The organism is Microbacterium sp. B35-04 (assembly GCF_010634885.1).
Classification (GTDB): domain Bacteria; phylum Actinomycetota; class Actinomycetes; order Actinomycetales; family Microbacteriaceae; genus Microbacterium.
Map to the genome: position 1 here is coordinate 20,746 of NZ_MWLP01000046.1, position 20,172 is coordinate 40,917.

General features: G+C 71.5%; 16 protein-coding genes and 1 pseudogene. 10 read left to right on the plus strand and 7 right to left on the minus strand.

The genetic code is table 11. From position 1 onward, the window contains the following. Window positions 1-29: 29 nt before the first annotated feature. From mnhG to B1729_RS12215, 6 genes are read right to left on the minus strand one after another with little or no spacing between them, the layout of a single operon-like run. Entirely contained in the window at window positions 30-404 is a 375-nt protein-coding gene (mnhG, locus tag B1729_RS12190; RefSeq protein ID WP_163632955.1) for a monovalent cation/H(+) antiporter subunit G, read from the minus strand. Further along, window positions 404-670 carry a monovalent cation/H+ antiporter complex subunit F gene (locus tag B1729_RS12195; protein ID WP_163616349.1) on the minus strand — a complete coding sequence of 89 codons (267 nt, stop codon included), beginning with the start codon at window positions 668-670 and terminating at the stop codon, window positions 404-406. The genes mnhG and B1729_RS12195 overlap by 1 nt, the downstream gene beginning before the upstream one ends. Beyond that, window positions 667-1,290 carry a Na+/H+ antiporter subunit E gene (locus tag B1729_RS12200; RefSeq protein ID WP_163632957.1) on the minus strand — a complete coding sequence of 208 codons (624 nt, stop codon included), beginning with the start codon at window positions 1,288-1,290 and terminating at the stop codon, window positions 667-669. The genes B1729_RS12195 and B1729_RS12200 overlap by 4 nt, the downstream gene beginning before the upstream one ends. After that, window positions 1,287-2,870, minus strand: coding sequence for a Na+/H+ antiporter subunit D (locus tag B1729_RS12205; RefSeq protein WP_163616345.1), 1,584 nt, complete (start codon window positions 2,868-2,870; stop codon window positions 1,287-1,289). The genes B1729_RS12200 and B1729_RS12205 overlap by 4 nt, the downstream gene beginning before the upstream one ends. Then, entirely contained in the window at window positions 2,867-3,430 is a 564-nt protein-coding gene (locus tag B1729_RS12210) for a Na(+)/H(+) antiporter subunit C (protein ID WP_163616343.1), read from the minus strand. The genes B1729_RS12205 and B1729_RS12210 overlap by 4 nt, the downstream gene beginning before the upstream one ends. Further along, window positions 3,427-6,363, minus strand: coding sequence for a Na+/H+ antiporter subunit A (locus B1729_RS12215; RefSeq protein ID WP_163632959.1), 2,937 nt, complete (start codon window positions 6,361-6,363; stop codon window positions 3,427-3,429). Before B1729_RS12215 ends, B1729_RS12210 begins: the two co-directional genes overlap by 4 nt. A 298-nt stretch (window positions 6,364-6,661) precedes the next feature. On the opposite strand from B1729_RS12215, the gene B1729_RS12220 reads away from it, so the two are divergent. Beyond that, entirely contained in the window at window positions 6,662-8,509 is a 1,848-nt protein-coding gene (locus B1729_RS12220; RefSeq protein ID WP_204318912.1) for a hypothetical protein, read from the plus strand. A 163-nt stretch (window positions 8,510-8,672) separates the two neighbouring features. Here B1729_RS12220 and B1729_RS12225 read toward each other — a convergent pair whose 3' ends face one another. Next, on the minus strand, window positions 8,673-9,740 hold the full coding sequence (locus B1729_RS12225) for a LacI family DNA-binding transcriptional regulator (protein ID WP_163616339.1): 1,068 nt from the start codon (window positions 9,738-9,740) through the stop codon (window positions 8,673-8,675). A gap of 82 nt (window positions 9,741-9,822) precedes the next feature. On the opposite strand from B1729_RS12225, the gene B1729_RS12230 reads away from it, so the two are divergent. From B1729_RS12230 to B1729_RS12270, 9 genes and pseudogenes are all read left to right on the plus strand, one after another. Next, on the plus strand, window positions 9,823-11,046 hold the full coding sequence (locus B1729_RS12230; RefSeq protein WP_163616337.1) for an MFS transporter: 1,224 nt from the start codon (window positions 9,823-9,825) through the stop codon (window positions 11,044-11,046). 140 nt (window positions 11,047-11,186) lie between these two features. After that, entirely contained in the window at window positions 11,187-12,401 is a 1,215-nt protein-coding gene (locus tag B1729_RS12235; protein ID WP_163616335.1) for a histidine kinase, read from the plus strand. After that, window positions 12,398-13,054 carry a response regulator transcription factor gene (locus B1729_RS12240; RefSeq protein ID WP_204259974.1) on the plus strand — a complete coding sequence of 219 codons (657 nt, stop codon included), beginning with the start codon at window positions 12,398-12,400 and terminating at the stop codon, window positions 13,052-13,054. Before B1729_RS12235 ends, B1729_RS12240 begins: the two co-directional genes overlap by 4 nt. Before the next feature lie 76 nt (window positions 13,055-13,130). Beyond that, window positions 13,131-14,258 (plus strand): hypothetical protein, encoded by a 1,128-nt coding sequence (locus B1729_RS12245; protein WP_163632961.1) that lies wholly within the window; start codon window positions 13,131-13,133, stop codon window positions 14,256-14,258. Window positions 14,259-14,316: 58 nt separating this feature from the next. After that, window positions 14,317-15,012, plus strand: coding sequence for an endonuclease NucS (gene nucS, locus B1729_RS12250; RefSeq protein WP_163616331.1), 696 nt, complete (start codon window positions 14,317-14,319; stop codon window positions 15,010-15,012). Between the two features lie 115 nt (window positions 15,013-15,127). Beyond that, window positions 15,128-18,058, plus strand: coding sequence for a glycosyl hydrolase (locus B1729_RS12255; protein WP_163632963.1), 2,931 nt, complete (start codon window positions 15,128-15,130; stop codon window positions 18,056-18,058). 50 nt (window positions 18,059-18,108) lie between these two features. Continuing rightward, a complete protein-coding gene (locus B1729_RS12260; RefSeq protein ID WP_163616328.1) occupies window positions 18,109-18,606 on the plus strand; it encodes a MarR family transcriptional regulator in 498 nt (165 codons plus the stop codon). A gap of 57 nt (window positions 18,607-18,663) precedes the next feature. Then, window positions 18,664-19,383: an HAD hydrolase-like protein gene (locus B1729_RS12265; RefSeq protein WP_163616326.1), complete on the plus strand. Its 720-nt coding sequence runs from the start codon at window positions 18,664-18,666 to the stop codon at window positions 19,381-19,383. Continuing rightward, a pseudogene (locus B1729_RS12270) lies at window positions 19,376-20,172 on the plus strand (hypothetical protein); the annotation flags it as partial. The gene B1729_RS12265 and the pseudogene B1729_RS12270, both read left to right, overlap by 8 nt.

Genomic DNA, 20,172 nt, shown 5'->3' on the forward strand with positions numbered 1-20,172 from the left:
GCCTCGGGTCCCTGGCCTCAGCTCCCGCCTCAGCCGCCGGCGGCGGGCGGAGTCTGCTTGGAATCCGCGAGCTCGTCGACGTGAAGCGCCGTGTGGTCGATCGTGCCGTTGCGGTACGCCTGACGCCCGACCATGTGCGCCGAGAGCGGCGCCGTCGCGAGCTGGATGAGCACGATCGGCACGAGGAACGCCACCACCGGCCACGATCGCAGCGACAGCGCGACCGCGAGACAGATGAGGATCAGCCCCAGCACCTGGGGCTTGGTCGCGGCGTGCAGGCGGGTCGGCACGTCGCGGAACCGCAGCAGTCCGATGGCGGCGGTGAGGCACAGCACGGCGCCGATGAGGATGAGGATCAGCGACGCGACGTTCAGCCCGGCGTCGAGGGCGGTCGCGGCATCCATCACTGTCCCTGATCCCTTCTCGCCACGAACCGCGCGATCGAGATCGACCCGAACACGCCGACGGCGGCGATGATCAGCAGCACCGGGAGCGTCCGCGTGTGCTGGTTGATGGCCATCTCGGCCCCGAGCACGCACATCACCTCGGTGAGGAGCACATCGGATGCCACGGCCCGGTCGAGGATCGACGGCCCGATCACGATCCGCCACAGCGTCAGGAGCGCCGCCACGCCGAAGACGACGTAGATCGCCAGCATCAGCACGTTCATCGCCCACTCCCCCCGCTCTTCAGGGTCCCTGAGCTTGTCGAAAGGCCCCGGGCTGCGGCATCCGCCCGAATGGCCCGCAGCTGCGCCCGCGAACCCACCGCACGGACGATGCGCGCCTCCCAGGAGTGAACGCTCGCACGCTGCTTCTCGACGTCGGCGTCGTCGCGCACGCCGACCACGTGCAGGTACACGATGCGGCGGTCCCGATCGGTCTCGACGATCAGCGAGCCGGGGATGAGGGATGCCGTCACGGCGGTGTGCGTCATGATCAGGTCGTCGTCGGTACGCAGCTGCACGGCGATGATCGCGGCGCCGGGCTGCCGGCGGAAGTCGAGCACCTGCCACGCCACCGTGAGCGAGCCGCGCACCACCGCCACGAGGAACTCGAGCACGAAGATGAAACCCCACCAGAGGTTCACACGACCCGAGAGCTCGACGGGCGGCAGGCGGAAGATGCGCGTCACGATGACCGCCGCGATCAGTCCGGTGAGGAAGGCGAGCCACGTGAACTGCCCCCACAGCAGCATCCAGAGCGCGATGAGCCAGACGAAGAACGGCAGCTGCCGCCACACGGTCAGTGTCGCGCGGTGCAGGCGGTTCCGGGGCAGGTCGGGGCTCACGGCGTCTTCTCCGTACCCTGCAGGTCGTCCTGCAGCTGCGTGAGCGACACCGGCTGCAGCAGCGACTCGCCGATGCGCGTGCACACGTCGTAGAGCGGTCCGGCGAAGACCGTGAGCGCGACCGTGATCGCGACCATGCCGGTCGTCGCCGCGGTCATGATCTTCGGGATGACGCGGCGCTCGGTCTCGACGCCGGCCGCCGGCGCCGAGCCGAGGTACGAGATGCGGGCCTCGGTCTCGGCCGAGTCGTCCTCTTCGCGCCAGAACGACAGGTTCCACGCGCGCATGAGGGCGTAGAGCGTCAGCAGGCTCGTGACGATGCCGCCCACCATCAGCACGATCATGATCGGCGTGCCGACCTGAGCGGCGGCATCGAAGAGCGCGAACTTGCCGATGAAGCCGGAGAACGGCGGCAGCCCGCCCAGGTTCACGGCGGGGATGAAGTAGAGCACGGCGATTACCGGCGCCGCCTTCATCAGCCCCTTCACGCGGAGGATCGACGTCGAGCCGGCGCGGCGCTCGACGAGTCCGACGGCGAGGAACAGGGTCGTCTGCACCACGATGTGGTGGATCATGTAGTAGATCGTCGCCCCGATAGCCGCCGGGGTCGCGACCGCGAGCCCGAAGATCATGTAGCCGATGTGGCTGACCAGGGTGAACGAGAGGATCCGCTTCAGCTCCGCCTGCGCGACGGCTCCGAGCACGCCGACGATCATGGTCGCGAGCGCCACCCACATGAGCAGCTGGTTCACGTCGTTGTACAGGAACAGCTCGGTCTCGGTGCGGATGATCGCGTAGACCCCGACCTTCGTCAGCAGGCCCGCGAACACGGCGGTCACCGGCGCCGGGGCGGTCGGGTACGAGTCGGGAAGCCAGAACGAGAGCGGGAACACCGCCGCCTTGATGCTGAAAGCCAGCAGCAGCATAAGGTGCAGGATCAGCTGCGTCTCCTGTGGCAGCTCGCCCATCCGCTCGGAGATCTGCACCATGTTCACGGTGCCCAGCGCCCCGTAGATCATCGCGATCGCCGCGAGGAACAGGATCGACGACACCAGCGACACCACGATGTACACGACGCCGGTGCGGATGCGGGACTCGGTCGAGCCGAGGGTGATCAGCACATAGGAGGCGACCAGCAGGATCTCGAACCCGACGTAGAGGTTGAAGAGGTCGCCCGCGATGAACGCGTTGAAGATGCCCGCACCCAGGATCAGGTATGACGGGTGGAAGATCGAGACCGGGGTGTCGTCGTCGCCGTCCGCCGCGCCCTGGCCGACCGAGAAGAGGAGGACGGCGAGGAGCACGATGCTGGACACGACGACGAGCAGCGCCGAGAGGCGGTCGACGTAGAGCACGATCCCGAAGGGGATGGGCCAGCCGCCGACCGAGACCGCGATCGGCTCGTCGCCCGCGTCGACGACGTACAGCAGGACCGCCGCGATCACGAGCACCGCGGTGAGGGTCACCACCGAGACGGCGACCTGCGTCTTGCGGTGGCGTCCGGCGATGAGGGCGATGGCGGCGCCGAGCAGCGGCAGCGTCACGAGCAGCGGAACGAGGGCGGGGGCGATCTGCGTCATGCGTCATCACCCCGCTCGCGCTCGTCGGTGCCACCGCGAGGGCCCTGCTCGGGGCGGTCGACCGGGGCGTCGTCGCGGAGCCCGGCGAAGTGGCGTGTGCCGAGGATGATGATCGGAGCGGTGTCGGTTCCCACGAAGTCGGTCGTGGCGTCGTCGTCCGTGTGCTCGATCTCGGTCTCCTCATCCATCGTGTCCTCGTCCTCGGGGCCGCGCTCGCGCACCTCGAGGTCGGCGACGTCGTCGACCACCGTGTCGGCCTGGCCGAGCTGCCACGAGCGGTAGATGAGGGCGAGCAGGAACGCCGAGACGGCGAACGTGATGACGATGGCGGTGAGCGTGAGGGCCTGCGGCAGCGGGTCCGACATCTCTTCGACGGATGCCGCGCCGAAGAACGGCGCGACACCCGGCTCCCCCATCACGATGAGCAGCAGCAGGTTCGCCGCGTTGCCGAGCAGCAGGAAACCGATGAGCACGCGGGTGAGACTGCGTTCGAGCATCGCGTACACGCCGCATGCGAACAGCACGGCCATCACGATGATGAGGATGAGCGAGACGTTCACGAGACGCTCACCCCCTGCTGCTCGCGGGCTTCCTGCGCCTGACGGTCGACCTCCGCGCCGAGGCTGCGCAGCACGTCGAGCACCAGACCGATCACGACGAGGTAGACGCCGACGTCGAAGATGGTCGAGGTCACGAACTCGACATGGCCCAATACCGGCAGCGTGGTCTCGAAGAAGACGCTCGACAGCGGCGGCAGCCCGAAGAACACCGGCACCACCGCGCAGGCGACCGCGATGGTCATGCCGGCGCCGAGCAGGCGTCCGGCGTCGGTGGGCGCCGCGGCGCCGAGCTCGTAGCGGCCGCCCGCGACGTACCGCATGACGAGAGCCATGCCCGCCACGAGGCCGCCCGCGAAGCCGCCGCCCGGCAGGTTGTGGCCGGCGAAGAGCAGGTACAGCGACACGATGATGATCGTGTGGAACAGGATCCGCACGATCACCTCGAGCATGATCGAGCGGTTCTCGGGCCGCACCCGCTGGCCGCCGACCAGCCACGCCATGCGCCCGCTGCCGCGCTCGTCGCCCCGCTGCTTGAGGCCGTCCGACGTCTCGACGAGCGGGCGGCGGGCCCGCGTCGCGCCCGAGGGCAGCGGCTGGATGAACCGCGACAGCGTGTCGGCCCGGTGGGTGACGAACACGAGAGATGCCACACCTGTCGCCGCCAGGATCAGCACCGACAGCTCGCCCATCGTGTCCCAGCCGCGCAGGTCGACGAGCGCGACGTTGACGACGTTCTTCCCGTGCCCGAGCTCGTAGGCCAGCTCGGGGAAGCGCTCCGAGATCGGCTTCTCGACCCGCGCCCCGGTGGCGACGATCGCGACGAGTGCCATGGTGACGCCGACGGCCGCACCGAGCACGGCGCGGGCGACGGGCCAGACCGAGGCGTTGTGCTCGCCCAGCCGCGAGGGGATCCGCCGCAGCACGAGCGCGAAGGCGACGAGCGTCACGGTCTCGACGAGGATCTGCGTGAGCGCGAGGTCGGGCGCGCCGCTCGTCGCGAAGAGGAGCACCATGCCGAGCCCCGTGACCGAGACGAGCACGACGCCGGTGTAGCGCTTGCGGGCCCGGATCGCGATGAGTCCGGCGGCGATCATGAGCGGTGCGACGAACAGCTGCGTCGGCGTATGGAAGGCGTCGAGCTGTGCGCGCCACTCGTTGCTCGCGATCAGCGCCGTGCCCTCGGCCGCGACGAAGACGACGAAGATCGTGCCGACGTACACGGGCAGCGAACCACGCTGGGTGAGGCTGGTCGTCAGGACCGAGAGGCGCGCGATCCCGCGGAGCGCGCCGTTGTAGGCCTCGGCGGCTGTGAAGGGCAGCAGCCGCTTGACGGGACGCCAGCCGCGGGTCGCCCAGAAGACGAGCACCCCCAGCGCGATGGAGGCCAGCGAGATCCACAGCGCCGCCTCGAAGCCGTGCCAGACGAGCAGATGCGCGGGGTGCTCGGGAGCCGTCACGCCGACGGTCGCGGCGGGGGCCTGATCGGCGTACGGGGTGAAGACCTTGTCGAGCCACGGGGCCGCGACACCGGCGACTGCGGTGAGGCCGGCCAGCACGATCGGCGCCACGAGGAACCCGATGGGCGGGTCGGGCCATTCCGTATCGGGCATACGGTCGCCGTCCGGCTTGCGCTTGGTCGCGAACGCGCCCCACACGAAACGGATGCCGTACCCCGCGGTGAGCACCGAGCCCAGCGCGATGCCGACGAGAGCCACGATGCCCCACACCGCGCCGCCGAGCGCCTCGTGCAGGAGCGCCGCAAGCGCACCCTCCTTGGCGACGAACCCGATGGTCGGGATGATGCCGACCATCGAGGCGACGGCGATGATCGAGAACGTGGTGAGCACCGGCGCCTGGCGTCCGACACCCGACAGCTCGGTCAGGTCGCGGGTGGAGAGCTGGCGGTCGATGACGCCGACCACGAGGAACAGCGCCGACTTGAAGAGCGCATGACTGAGCAGGAGCGCCAGACCTGCGAGGGCGGCATCCCTGATCCCGTACCCGAGCACCACGGTCAGCATGCCGAGCTGACTCACCGTGCCGAACGCGAGCACGCGCTTGAGGTCGGTCTCGCGGAGTGCCTGGAAGCCGCCGAGCAGCATCGTGAAGACGCCGAGCCCCACCACGATCGGTCGCCAGGTGGGGGCGATCGCGAAGACCGGGGCGAGGCGGGCGATGAGGTAGATGCCCGCCTTCACCATGGCGGCCGCGTGCAGGTAGGCGCTCACCGGTGTCGGCGCGGCCATGGCGCCGGGCAGCCAGAAATGGAACGGGAAGATCGCCGACTTACTCAAGGCGCCGACGAGGATCAGCACGAGAGCGGCGTCGACGACCGGACCGGTGGGCGCCTCGGCCAGGATCGTCGAGATGCTCGATGTGCCCGCATCGACCACGAGCAGCACCACGCCGATCAGCATGACGAGTCCGCCGAGCGTGGTGACGAGGAGCGCCTGCAGCGCCGCACGACGGCTCGCCGCGCGCTTGTTGTAGTACCCGATGAGCAGGTACGACAGCACGCTGGTGACCTCCCAGAACATCACGAGCACGACGAGGTCGTCGGTGAGGACGAGCCCGTACATCGCGCCGGCGAAGGCGAGGAGCACCGCGGCGAACTGGCCGAGGTTCTCGGTCTTGCCGCGGAAGTACCAGCGGCAGTAGATCATCACGAGCGCCCCGACGCCGGTGACCACCAGCGTCATGAGCCACGAGAGCGTGTCCATGCGCATCGACAGGTCGATGCCGAGCGGCGGGATCCAGGCGTATGTCTCGAACGGAATGTCCCCCGCGACGATGCGCGGCGTGAGTACGGCTGCATGCACGAAGCCTGCGATCGGAAGGACCGCGGCGACGTAGAACGCTCGAGCGCCGATGCGGGCCACGAGCCAGGGCAGCAGGATCGGGACGACCGCGAACGCGCCGAGCATGAGGAGCATTCAGGCCTCCTCGTGGTCGTCGGCCTGCGTCTGTCGAAGGTGGACAGCACAAAGCCCAGGCGATCGGGGTGTCGGAACCATCCTACCCGGCGCATTCCGGGGCTTGACCGCCGCGGCATACATCCGTCGCGCGTGCGGCACGTCGGCGTGCCGCTGCATCCTCGTTTGAGGAGATACGCCGAGATGAGGGCCGTCGTCCGGCGCGTTGCTCCTCACCTCGGCTCCATTCCTCAGTTGAGGACGGGGAGGGATGCCGCGCCGCTCGGTCTGCGGTCGACCCGCGTGGCAGAGTGAGGCGGTGGCCGACAACACCGTGCCCGATGCGCGGGAAGTGCGCGGGCTGCCTGGCTGGGCGCGCGAGCTGCTCGGCGTCGCGGTGGCGGTCGCGGTCGCCATCGCGGTGGTGGCTGTGGTGGCGGCATCCGCTCGCTCGGAACTGCTGTTCCGCGACGCCGACTCGCTCGTCACCACGCTGGTGATCCACTCGCTCGCCGCCGTGCAGCCGCAGGACTGGGCCATGTCGTCGGTGCTGTTCCTGCCCGAGATCGCGATGCTCCGGCTGCTGTCGCTGCTCGGGCTCGGCACGAACGGCACGCTCGCCCTCGCCGGCGTCGTCAACGTGGTGGCGCTCTACGGCGCGCTGCGCGTCGCGGCCGGCTCGGTCGCCCGAGCACGCGCGCCGATCGCCGGCGCCCTCACCGGGCTCGGCGGCTTCGCCCTCTTCGCCGCGTCGGAGTCGTCGCCGTCGCGCGATGCGCTCGAGCTCGCCTCTCTCCTCACGACCACGACGTACTACAGCGCGACCGTGATCGGTGCGGTGCTGGCGATCGGCCTCGTCCGGCGCGCCCTCGACCGCGGCACGTCCGCGCGGGCACCGCGGGCTTCGGGTGTCACGACACGCGGCAGCGCCACGGCCGAAGCCACGCAGCGCGACCCCCGAACCTCGCACACCGCCGCCGACCCCGCTTCGGGTGTCACGACACGCGGCAACCCCGCGGCCGAAGCCACGCAGCGCGACCCCCGAACGTCGAGGCGAGTGCCGTGGGCAGCGGTGGGGGGCATCGCGGCGGTGGCTGCGGCATCCGTGCTCACCAACCCGCTGTTCGCGGCGTGGGTGACGGTGCCGGTGGCGCTCGTGCTCGGCGTCGTCGCCGTGCGGGAGCGTGTGGCGCTGTGGCTGGCCGGTGCCCTCATCGCCGGCTCCCTCGTCGGGTACGTCGGACGGATGCCGCTGGACCTCGTGCTCGGACAGACGCAGCTCATCGCGAACACCGGCGCCGGCTACATCGATCCGGCGCAGTGGCTCGCGTCACTCCAGTACTACGGGGCGCTGCTCGCGGAACGGTGGAGCGCGACGTGGGGGGCGGCATCCGTCGTCGCCGTCGTGGTGCTGTGGAGCTGGAGCGTCGCCGCAACCATCCTGCTCGCGCGACGGCGCGATGGAGCCGATGCCGCCGGAGGCTCCGCTCGACCCACCGACGGCGAGCGGCGTGCGGTGGGCGCCGCCTTCGTGGCGGCGTGCGGCTGGGTCGTGCCGCTGCTCGTCGTGGTGGGGGCCATCGCGCTCGGCACCCACGCGGCGCGCTATCTGCAGCCCGTGGTGTTCGCGCCGCTCCTCGGGCTCGTCGTGCTGCCGGAGCTCCTGTGGCGCCCCGCACCGGATGCTGTCGCGTCGTCGACGACACCGGAGCCGACCCGAGCCCGTCGTGCGGGCGGATGGGGAGCTGTGCTGGCTGCCGGCGCCGCGGCGGTCGCACTCGTGGCCGCCGTCGGCATCGGAGTGCCACGCATCTCCGCCGCCGCGCACGCACCCGACACCGACCTGGCGTGCGTCGTGGACTGGACCGAGCAGTCGGGGCGCACGGGCGCCGGCCAGTTCTGGACGATCCGCCTCCCCAAGACCCACCTCGCCGACCCGCGTGCGCTGGTGCAGGTCGACCACCGGCTACGCGGCTACGCCTGGCTCGTGAACCGCGACGACTTCGCCGTCGGGGAGGTGTCGTTCCTGGTGACCGACGCGCAGTCCCCGCCCTTCGAGCTGCCCGGCGGCGCCTCGATCCAGGATGCCGAACTCATCTCCTGCGGCCGCTACACGATCGCCGACTTCGGGTCGTCGACGCTGCGGCTCGGCCCTCAGCGCTCCTAGGCCTCCAGCCACGCCGATCGCGCCCAGCCCGCTCGTTGAGCGAGGGAACGCCGGCGACCGAGCCGAAACGCCCGAGCCTCGCTGCTGCGCCGGGTGCAGAGCGTTTCGTCTCGTTCGTCCCTCGCTCGCTCAACGACCGAGCGGCTCGTTCCCGTACGGCGGGTCAGCGCCCGGGAGCGACCGGACCCGTGGTGTTGCCCTCGCGGAACGTGCAGGTGAAGCGGATCGAGGCAGCTGGGGCGCCCTCGAGCATCGCGGCGACCGCCTCCCCCGCGGCGCGGCCCTTGTCGGTCGCCGGCTGCACGAGGGTCGTGAGCTCGTAAGGGGCGAGGCCGTCGACGACGATGCCGTCGAAGCCGGTGACGCTCACATCCTCGGGCACCCGCAGGCCCGCCTCCTCGGCCGCGCGGATCACGCCGGCGGCGAGCAGATCGCTCTGCGCGATGACGGCGGTGGGCCGGCGCTCCGGGTCGGCGAAGATCTCGCGGCCGGCCGCGTGCCCCTCGTCGATGAAGCTGCCGGCGGCCGCGTAGGTCGAGGCATCCGGGAAGACGTCCAGAGCACCGGCGAGCCGCTCACGCGTGACGTCCACCGCGATCGCCGCGCCGTCGTCGATCCAGCCGCGCTCCCACCCCGCACGCACCGGCAGCGCGACGACGGCGACCTCGCGGTGCCCGAGGGCCCGCAGGTGACTGGCCGCCTGGCGCTGCGCCTCGCGGTTGTCGAGGCCGATGCGAGGAACACCTTCGCCGGCATCGCCCTCGATGACGACGACCGGGATGCCGCGCGCCTTGACCATCTCGAGTGACTCGCGCAGCAGCCCGCTGCAGCCGATGAGCACGGCCGCGTCGAGGGGCGCAGTCGTGAGCGAGGGCCCGACACCGGTCGGCTCGTGGTCGCGGAGCAGGAGGAGCCCGGCGCCGATCGGCGTGACGGCGTCGGCGAGGCCGTCCATCATCAGCGTCTTCACGGGGTCGAGGAACGCCGTGCGCAGATGCTCCTCGAAGACCACGCCGACGATGCCCGAGCGCCCGCGACGCAGTGACGCGGCTCGGGGATCCGGACCGGTGTAGCCGAGGCCGGCTGCCGCGTCGAGCACGCGGCGCCGGGTCGCATCCGACACGGGCGTCTTGCCGCTGAACACCACGGAAGCGGTCGACGGTGAGACGCCTGCCTCACGGGCGACGTCCGAGATCGTGGCACGGCGGGTGCCGGAGTCCTGACGGCTCATGTCGTGATGATCGTAGCCCGTCGCGAGCCACGCCGAGCTACCCGTGCGAAGCGTGGTCGAATCGATTCGGTAAAGTGTCCGGATGGACACCGTGCTCACCCGGACGCAGCTGGTCGGCTGGCGCACCGCGATCTTCACGATCTTCTTCGTGACCGGCCTGGGCTTCGCGTCGTGGGCATCGCGGCTGCCCGCAGTGAAGAACGACCTCGGCATCACCGATCTGGAGATCGGCGTGCTGCTGTTCGTCTCGGGCGCCGCGTCCATCGTCGGGCTGTCGCTCGCGAACGTCATCGTCGTGCGGTGGGGGGCCCGGCGCGGCATGATCGCGACGATCATCGCCTTCTCGCTCGGCGTGATCGTCGTCGGCCTGGGCGTGCAGGTCTTCCAGTCGTATGCGATCACGGCCGTGGGACTGGGCCTCATGGGCATCGGCATGAGCGCCACCGACGTCATGATGAACGTCGAGGCGGCGGCCGTCGAGCAGGCCTTCGAGCGCACGCTCATGCCGCTCTTCCATGCGTTCTTCAGCATCGGCACCGTGGTGGGCGCGGGGATCGGCGTGGCGATGGCCGCGTGGAACATCGGCGTCGGGTGGCACCTCTGGGGCATCGGGGTGCTGGTGCTCGCCGCCGGGCTGCTGTCGCTGCGGGCGGTGCCGTCGCGCGAGATCGTCCACGACGATCCGGCGACCACGACGACCCGCCGGGAGCGATTCGCCGAGGTGCTCTCCGTCTGGCGCGACCCCCGCACCTACGCGATCGGCGCGATCATGCTCGGCATGGCGTTCGCCGAGGGCAGCGCCAACGACTGGCTCGCGATCGCGGTGGTGGACGGACACGGCCAGACCGAGGCCGTCGGCGCCGTCGCGCTCACCGTCTTCTCGGTGGCGATGACCGTCTTCCGCATCCTCGGCGGGCCTCTCGTCGACCGCATCGGCCGGGTGTGGACGCTGCGGATCCTCGCCGTCATGGCCGTGATCGGCCTCGTGATGTTCATCCTCGCGCCGTCGCTCCCGATCGCCTTCATCGGCGTCGCGCTCTGGGGTGCGGGTGCCTCCCTGGGCTTCCCGCTCGGCATGTCGGCAGCGGCCGACGACCCGGCCAAGGCCGCGGCATCCGTCTCTGCCGCCGCCACGATCGGCTACCTGGCGTTCCTCTGCGGCCCGCCGATCCTCGGCTGGATCAGTCACGAGATCGGCATCCTCCCGACCCTCTGGATCATCGTCGGCCTCATCGTCATGTCGGGCCTCGCGTCGGGCGCGGCCAAGCCGATCGCCGGTTCGAAGGTCGGCGCCGGTCACGTCTGATCCCGGCCGGCGCACCGCCCGGCCGGGCATCCCGAGCCGGACCGCGCGGCCAGCGGCGTGCCTGGCCCTCTGATCTCCGCGCGCCCGAGTTCACCCGCGGGGGTGAGGCCGACTTCGCCGTCGCGTGCCAGCATGGGTGGATGCCGCCGGCCACGGACCGCGTCCCGCACCGCTCCGCCGACGCGGGCCTGATCGCAGCGATCGTCGCCCTCATCGTGCTGCTGCCGGTCAGCCTCGCCGCGGCGGCGACCGCGCCGCCACCGTTGGACCCGATGACGGTGGGGCTGCTGTGGTCGTGCTTCGTGGCGCTGCACGCGGCCTCGCTGGTCGCGGTGCGTTTCCCCGTCGGTGCGTTCGTGGCCGCGAGCACGGTGATGCTCGTCCTCGTGCTCGCTCCGGCCGCTCGCGATGCGGCCGGCCCGCTCTACCCGTCCTCGGTCGCATACCTCCTGTGTCTCGGCCAGGTCGCGGTGCATCGGCCGGCGCGCTTATCGGTCCCGGCGCTGGCTACGGGGATCATCGGCGCCGGTGCGATCGCCGTGCTCGAGCCGGCGTTGGAAGCGGGCGACAGCGACACCGATACGGCCCTGCTCCGGTTCGGCGTCTTCCTCGGTCTCGCCGCCGCCGTCACCGCCGCGTGGGCGATCGGGCTCCTGCTGAGGGTGCGCGCCGCGCGCCTCGAGGAGCAGACTCGCGCGCGCGTGGAGCGGGCGCTCGCCGACGAGCGCATGCGGATCAGCGGGGAGCTGCACAACGTCGTCGCGCACGCGATGACAGTGATGATCGCGCAGTCCGAGGCCGCGCGCCTCATGATGCCGACGCGCCCCGCCGACAGTGCGCGGGCGCTCGAGGTCGTGGCGCGCACCGGCCGTGACGCGCTGCGCGGCATGCGCACCATCGTGGCAGTGGACGGTCGGGCGCCACTCGCTCCCCTGCCGACACCGGAGGCCCTGGACGAGCTGGTCACGGCTGTACGCAGCCCCTCATGCGACGTGGTCCTCACCGAGTCCGGTGACCGGCGAGAGCTGTCGGCGCCGGTGGCGCTGGCGCTCCACAACGTGGTGCGCGAGGCGATCACCAACGCGGTGCGGCACACGATCGCGCCGATACGGATCGACGTGTCGCTCGCGTGGGGCGAACCGCTCGTCGTCGAAGTCGTCGACGACGGCGGCGCCGGACCGGCGGCGTCGGACCTGGGCGGCGGCACGGGACTGGTCGGACTCGCCGAGCGGGTGCGGCTGGCCGGTGGGGCGTTCCACGCCGGACCGCGGATGCCGCGGGGTTGGGCCGTCCGGGCGCAGCTGCCGGTCGGTGTGGAGCCAGCCGATCCGGCCGACGGCGAGGTCGGGCGATGACCCTGCGGGTGCTGCTGGTGGACGATCAGGCGCTGTTCCGCGAGGCGGTGGCCGTCATGCTGAGCTACGACCGGCGGATCGGTGAGGTCGCGACGGCGGCGTCAGCCCGGGAGGCGATCGCGCACGTGCGCGCCCATGCCGTCGACGTCGTGCTCATGGACATCCGCATGCCCGGGGTGGACGGGATCGAGGCGACCCGCGAGGTGCTGCGGCTGCGTCCCTCCACGCGCGTGCTGATGCTCACGACCTTCGACCTCGACGCGTACGTGGTGGGCGCGATCCGCGCCGGCGCCAGCGGTTTCCTGACCAAGGACGCGACCCCCGAGCGGCTGGGCGACGCCGTGGCGGCGGTCGCCGCCGGCGACGCCGCGATGTCGCCCGCGGCGACCTCCGCCCTGCTCGGCTTCGTGCGCGAAGGCGTCGCGGCGCCCGATCCGGCGGCGGCCCTGTCGCAACTCAGCGCTCGCGAGCAGGAGGTCGCACGGGCGCTCGCGTCTGGCGCGTCGAACGAGGCGATCGCACGCGCCCTGTTCCTGTCCGAGAACACCGTGAAGACGCACGTGAAGTCGGTGCTCGCGAAGCTCGGCCTCCCCGATCGCGTGCACGTCGTCATCTGGGCGTACGAGAACGGCGTGCTGCGGCCGCGCGGCTGAATCACCCGCACGGGCGAGGGCAGACCGCCCACAGGGGCGAGGCGCGGCGGGCACCGGCCTCCATACCGTGTGAGGCATGAACCCTCTCACACGTTTGGTCCTGCTGCTCGTGGCCGCTGCCGGGGGTCTGGTCGTGGCGCTGCTCGGCGCCCTCCAGCTGCTCGCGCCGGGTGTCGTCGCCGACGGGGTCCCGCCCAGCCTGCTGGCCGCGTGGATCGGAATGCCGGCAGCCGGCGCCGTCGCGATCGCGGCGGGGCTCGCCGCCCTCGCCGTCGCCGCGGTCGCGCTTCGGGAACGGCGGTCGGTGACCTCCCGTCGGATGCGCACGATGCTCACGCTCATGGCCCTCGTCGTCGCACTCGTCGTGTCGACGCTGACGCCGGGGGGCACCATCCCCGTCGCCGGGTACTCGTTCGTTCTCGTCTTGGCCGCGGGAGTCGTCGCCACTCTGGTTCTCCTGGTGATCCGACGGCCGGTCGTAGGACTCGTCGTCGTCGCGGCCGTCGCGGGCGGCGTCGTGCTGGTGTCGCTGCGCCTGCCGACCGGGCTGTTCGCACAGATGGTGGTCGGCGGGCTGGCCCCGCGCATGCCGTTCCTCATGATCGCCCTGGCGCACCTGGTCACCGCCGGCGCCCTGGTCGCATGGACCGTCGGCGCTCCGCCGACCGCGGGCCGGTTCGACGCGTGGGCCCTCCGCCACCGCCGGCCGGTCACGGTGGCCGCCGCACTGTGCGCACTCCCGTACGTGGCGCTGCGCGCGTCGTGGCTCACGCCGTGGCCGCTTTTCGGGCCGGCCGATGTCGCCGAGCACCCCGACGTCCTCCTGACAGGACTGCTGCTCGGCTGCGCGATGCTGACCGGCGGCCTGCTGACGCTTCTCCTCGCCCTCCCCTGGGCGGATCGCTTCCCGCGCTGGCTCGGCTTGGTCGGCGGACGCGCCGTGCCCGTCGCGCTGGCCGTGATCCCCGCGAGCGTGGTCGGCGTACTGTTCACGGCCGGCGGCATCGAGCTCGTCGTCGCGACCGCCGGTTCGCTCGGGGTGCTCGAGGTGACGCTCGTCTTCCCGTTCTGGCTGTGGGGCCCGCTCCTCGTGCAGGCGACCCGCGGGTACGCGCTGCACCGCGCCGCCTCTGCCGACACCACCGCAGCCCCGAGCGAGCGGATGCCGCGGCCGCCGGCATCCACGATCTCCGAGGCCGCCTGACCGAGCACCGCCGCCCTGCCCAAGCCTGGACCGTCGCGGCCCGGGCTAGGCTCGTCGGGTGCGTCTCGTCATCGCCCGGTGCTCCGTGGACTACACGGGCCGGCTCAATGCCCATCTGCCGCTCGCGACCCGCCTGCTGGTGCACAAGGGCGACGGCTCGCTGCTGGTGCACTCCGACGGCGGCTCGTACAAGCCGCTGAACTGGATGAGCCCGCCGTGCCGGTTGGACGTGGAGATTCCGGATGCCGACTCCGCCGCGGCCGGAGTGCTCGAGCACTGGCGGGTCACGCACGCGAAGACCGGCGACGCACTGCTCGTGCGCATCTACGAGGTGCTGCACGACACGTCGCATGAGCTCGGCATCGACCCCGGCCTGCAGAAGGACGGCGTCGAGGCCGATCTGCAGCGCCTGCTCGCCGAGCAGGTCGACGTCATCGGCGACGGCCTGACTCTCGTGCGGCGGGAGTTCCCCACGGCGATCGGCCCCGTCGACCTCCTGCTCCGCGACCCCGAGGGCGGCACGATCGCCGTCGAGGTCAAGCGCCGCGGCGACATCGACGGCGTCGAGCAGCTGACCCGCTACCTCGAGCTGCTCGGCCGCGACCCGCACCTGGCGCCGGTGACCGGGGTCTTCGCGGCGCAGGAGATCAAGCCTCAGGCCAAGGTGCTGGCCGCGGACCGCGGCATCCGCTGCGTCACCCTCGACTACGAGGGCATGAAGGGCATCGAGTCCGGCGCCCCGCGCCTCTTCTGACCGTCGCCCGCCCTGCACCCCACCGCGTGACAGCGGCGAGGGGTTGTGTCATGTCGTCAGGAAAGTACATACTGTCGCATAGACAGTTCTTGTCCTGACGAACGGATGCCGCGCAATGACGCTCGACGACTTCCGGCGCGCGATCGCCGAACCCGCCATCGACTTCCGCCCCGAGCTGCGGTGGTGGCTCGCGGAAGGGCTCCACAGCGATGCGACGCTGCGGCGGGAGATCGAGGACGCGCACCGCCTCGGCTTCGGCGGCATGGAGTTCCTCGCGATGGATGAGGGCGCGATCGACCACGCGCGCTACGGCTGGGGCTCGGAGGAGTGGGTGCACGACTCGCAGATCGTGGTCGAGGAGACCACGCGCCGCGGCATGTCGGTGAGCTTCACGTCGGGCACGAACTGGTCCAACGCGAACCTCCCGACGATCGACCCCGACCAGCAGGCTGCCGCGCAGGAGCTCGACGTCGTGCACGAGACGCTCTCAGCCCGTCAGGCGCGCAGCGGGCCGCTCCCGCGGATCGACCTCGAGGCTCCGATCGCCGAGACGACGCTGCCTGGCCATCGCGGCACCATCACGCAGCAGCACCTCGTCGCCGTGGTGGCGGCGCGCGTCGCGGGCGACGGGCTGCTGGATGCGGCATCCGTCATCGATCTCACCGCGGAGGTCGACGGTGAGGCTCTGGAGTGGACCGCGCCAGGTGGCGAAGGCGAATGGCGCCTGTTCGCCTACTGGATGCACGGCACGGGACAGACCGCCTCACCCTCCGCCAGTGTCAACTACACCGTCAACTACCTCGACCGCGACGGCGTGGACGCCGTCATCGCCTACTGGGATGACGTGGTGCTGACGCCCGCCCTGCGAGCCGAAGTCGCCCGCAACCCGCGCGCGCAGATGTACATGGACTCGCTCGAGCTCTCGACCTTCGGCGCCGGCGGCATGTTCTGGGGCTTCACCGTCGCCGATGAGTTCCGCGCCCGGCGCGGCTACGACATCGCGTCGTGGCTGCCGTTCCTCACCCGCGACGCCCCCTTCATGGCAGTCTCGACCGTCTACCACCACGAGCCCGCCGACGAGGCCGACCGCGTCACCGTCGACAAGGTGCGGTTCGACTACGTGCGCACCCTCACCGACCTCTACATCGAGAACATGCTGCGCCCGTTCGCGGCGTTCCTGCACGAGGTCGGCATGACGCTGCGCGCCGAGATCAGCTACGGCCTGCCGTTCGAGCTGACCCGCCCCGGTCCCGAGGTCGACGGCATCGAGACCGAGTCCCTCGAATTCGGGGCGCAGATCGACGCGTACCGGCTGATGGCGGGCCCCGCGCATCTGTTCGGTAAGCAGTACTCGTCCGAGACCGGCGCGACGACGCGCAACCACATGCTCGACCACCGCTTCTACGACCAGATCATCGCGACGCAGCTGGCGGCGGGCATCACCAAGACCGTCCTGCACGGCTGGGCGAGTCCCGCCGGCGCCGAGGGCGTGACGGAGTGGCCGGGCCACGAGGGCATGTGGCCGATGTTCTCCGAGCGGTTCGACACCCGCCAGCCGGGATCGGAGTTCTACCCGCTGTGGACCGCCGCGATCGGGCGCCTGCAGTACGCACTGCGGCGCGGCCGGCCGCGCATCGACGTCGGCATCCTCCGCACCGACCACTTCACCGACAACCTCATCGGAATGGCGCTGATCGGCCCGAACGGCGAGCGCATCCCCGACGAGGTCGCCTACGGCACGATGTGGATGCGCGACCGCGAGAACCACTGGTGGCAGGACCTCGGCATGCAGGACGCGGGCATCACCTACGAGTTCTTCGACGGCTCGCTGCTCCTGCGAGACGACGTCTCGTTCGACGGTGACGAGGTGCAGCCCGGCGGCCCGGGCTACCGCGCGCTCGTCGTCTACCAGAGCACCCTCGACGCCGATGTCGCCGCGCACCTCCTCACCTGGGCGCGCCGCGGTCTGCGGCTCGTGATCGTCGACGGCGCCCGCGAGCTCGAGTCGCTCATGGCCGGACGCCACCGCACGCACGAGCTCGCGGCATCCGCCACCCCCGGTCTCGACGGGCGGGACGACGAGCTCGCCGCGATCATGGCGGAACTGCGACGGATGCCGGGGGTCCGCGTCACGGCACCCTCCGGCGTCGTCGCGGCCCTCGACGACCTGGGCGCCGGGGGCCGGGCGCGGTTCGTCGATGACGACCCCCACGTGCTCACCCACCTGCGCCAGGACGGCGACCTCACGGTGCTGTACGCGTACCACTTCCTCTACGAGACCGCGGAGCCGACGACGGTCGGGATCACGCTGGAGGGCACCGGCTCCACGCACCGGCTCGACGTGTGGACGGGCGAGCTGCGCCCCCACCGCGGCGCGCGCCGCGACGGCCACCGCACGGTCGTCGAGCTCACGCTCGCGCCGGGAGAGGTGGCCGTCGTCGTCCTCGACAGGGCGTCGGATGCCCTGGACTCCGCCCCGCCGGCGACCACCGAGGTCGCCCGCGCCGAGCGGTGGCGCCTGATCGTCGAGAGCTGGGACGCCGGCGAGCCCGAGGTGCTGACGGAAGACCGCGGCCTCGGCTACGTCTCGCGCGAGGTCCGCCCGACCACCGCCGTCACGCGCCTCGACCCCGGCGAGACCGAACTCGCGCCCTGGTCCGAGATCCCCGCGGTCGGCCCCGACGTCTCGGGTGTCGGCGAGTACACCACGACGATCTTCGTTCCCGACGTGGAGACCGGCGTGCGCTACGTCCTCGACCTCGGCTCGACGTGCGGGGGCCTGGGCTCGGTGCGCGTCGGCGACGGCCTGGCGCGGGGATTCGACACCGCGCACCCGGTCATCGACGTGAGCGGCGACATCCGTCCGGGCGAGAACGCTGTCACCGTGCGCGTCGGCAGCTCACTCAACAACCGCCTCCGCGCCCGCGGATACTATGAGCGCGTCCCCGACATCGGGGTGCAGCTCACCGGGGAAGAACGCACGCAGAACGCGGTCGTGCGCGAGTACGGCCTCGTCGGACCGGTGCTGCTGCTGCGCGAGGACTGATCCCGGCGCCGCCCACCCGGGTGGCCCGGCACCGAGAGGAACGAGGAACGATGGCCCGAGGTGACGTTGACCCGGGCGCCTCCGCCGACCTGAGTCCCGTCATCGGCGCCGACCCGCTCGACCTGCGTCTGTCGCTCGCGTCGATCGTGCACTGGGCCGACAGCACGGCCGTCCGCCGCGACGTGATGACGAAGGTCGCGTTCCCGATCGACGACATGGGCATGTTCCTGGTCGTCAATCAGCTCTCGTACAACGGCGCGATGCGCCCCGTCGAGCTCTCGCTCGCATTGGGCATGACGCCGACCAACATGAGCAAGATCGTCGGGCGGCTCGTGCAGGCCGGCCTCACGGTGCGCGTCGCCGCTCCCGACGACGACCGCGGTGTGCTGGTGGCGCTGACCGACGAGGGGCGCCGCATCGGCGAGCGCATCATGGCGACGGCCGAGACGAACATGGAGGCCCTCCTGGCCGACTGGTCGCCCGCCGAGCTGGATGATCTCCGGCGCATGATGGCGCGGCTCGCGCGCGTGCACCGGCGGGACCGCTGAGACCTCTCCACGGGAGCCGGCGCGGAGCGGCGGTCGCCTGGCGAATAGGCTGGTGGCATGCCGAGACGATCGCCGTGGACCTGTGTGCTGTGGGACGTGGACGGAACGATCGTCGACGCGTCCGAAGGCATCCTCCGCCGCCTCACGATCGCTCTCGAGCACTTCGGCAGGCGCCCGCCGACCCGCGCCGAGCTCGTGCACTGGATCGGACCGCCGATGTACGACTCGTTCCAGGTCAACGTCGGCATGACGCCCGAGCAGGCGACCGAGGCCGTCGCCTTCTACCGCGGCCTCAACAAGATCGACGGCTACTCGACGGGTGCCAAGCTCTTCCCCGGCATGGGTGAGCTGATCACGGATGTCGCAGCCGCGGGCATCCCGCAGGCCACCGCCAGCTCGAAGCCCGAGGTGCAGGTCGTCGCCCTCATGGACCACTTCGACCTCTCGATGTCGCTCACCGCCATCGTCGGCGCCACGCAGGACGAGAAGACCCTCAGCGCCAAGGCCGACATCGTCGCCGAGGCGCTGCGCCGGCTCGCCGCGGCGGGGGTCGACACCAGCCGTCCGGTGCTCGTGGGCGACCGGCACCACGATGTCGAGGGCGGGGCCGCCCACGGCGTGCCGGTGATCTTCGTGCGATGGGGCTTCAGCTGGCCGCACGAGTCCGAGGGTGCGCAGGCCGCCGTCGACGACGTCGATCAGCTTCGCGCACTGCTGCTGTTCGGCGAGACCGCGCGGGAGACCGCCGACGACGCCGTCGTGGGCGCCGATGGCTGAGCTCTCCACCGCGATCGTCGGGTGGCTCGTGCCGGCCCTGGTCGTGTTCGGCGTGACGGCGATCGCCGTCGCCGTCCTGGTGTGGGCGGTGCGGCGGGCACGGCGCTCGCCTCGCGCCCGCGCTGCGGCCGAGCAGACCCGGGCGAAGGCCGGTGCCACCCTCGTGCGGCTCGACGACGAGGTCGGCGAGCTCGACCTCGAGGTCGCGCTCTCGGGAGCGCTCTACGGCGGGGATGCGCCGTCGTCGCTCCGGCGGGCGCGCCTCACCGCGCAGCACGTCCGCGACGACGCGTTCGAGGATTACCGCGCGATCAGCGACCCCGCCGTCGCCCCCGCCGAGGTGCGCCGCGTCTCGGCACGCATCGACAAGCGTGCCGGCGAAGCCCTCGCCACGGTGGCCGCCGCGCGCCGGGAGCACGGCGCGTGGGTCACCGCGCATGTGTCGGCCGCGGGCCAGATCGATGCGACCCGCCGCCGACTGGCCGAGCTGCGTGCGTCGATGGGCGACCCGGCCGCGCTGGTCGCAGAGCTGTCGTCGCGCTTCGCCGAGGAGGAATGGCACACCGCCTCGCGTTCCGCGCATGCGGCCCTGTCGCAGGTCGCCGTCGCCGAGCGGCACCTCGACGCCGCCGCCGCGCGCGCCGCCGACGCCTCGCTGAGTGCGCTGCCCGATCTCGCCGCCGCCGAACGGGCGCTCCGCCAGGCCGAAGCCGACGCGCGCAACCTCGAAGAGACGCACCGCCTCGTCCTGCAGGCGGCGCAGGCCGCTCCCGGCGAGATCGCGGCGGC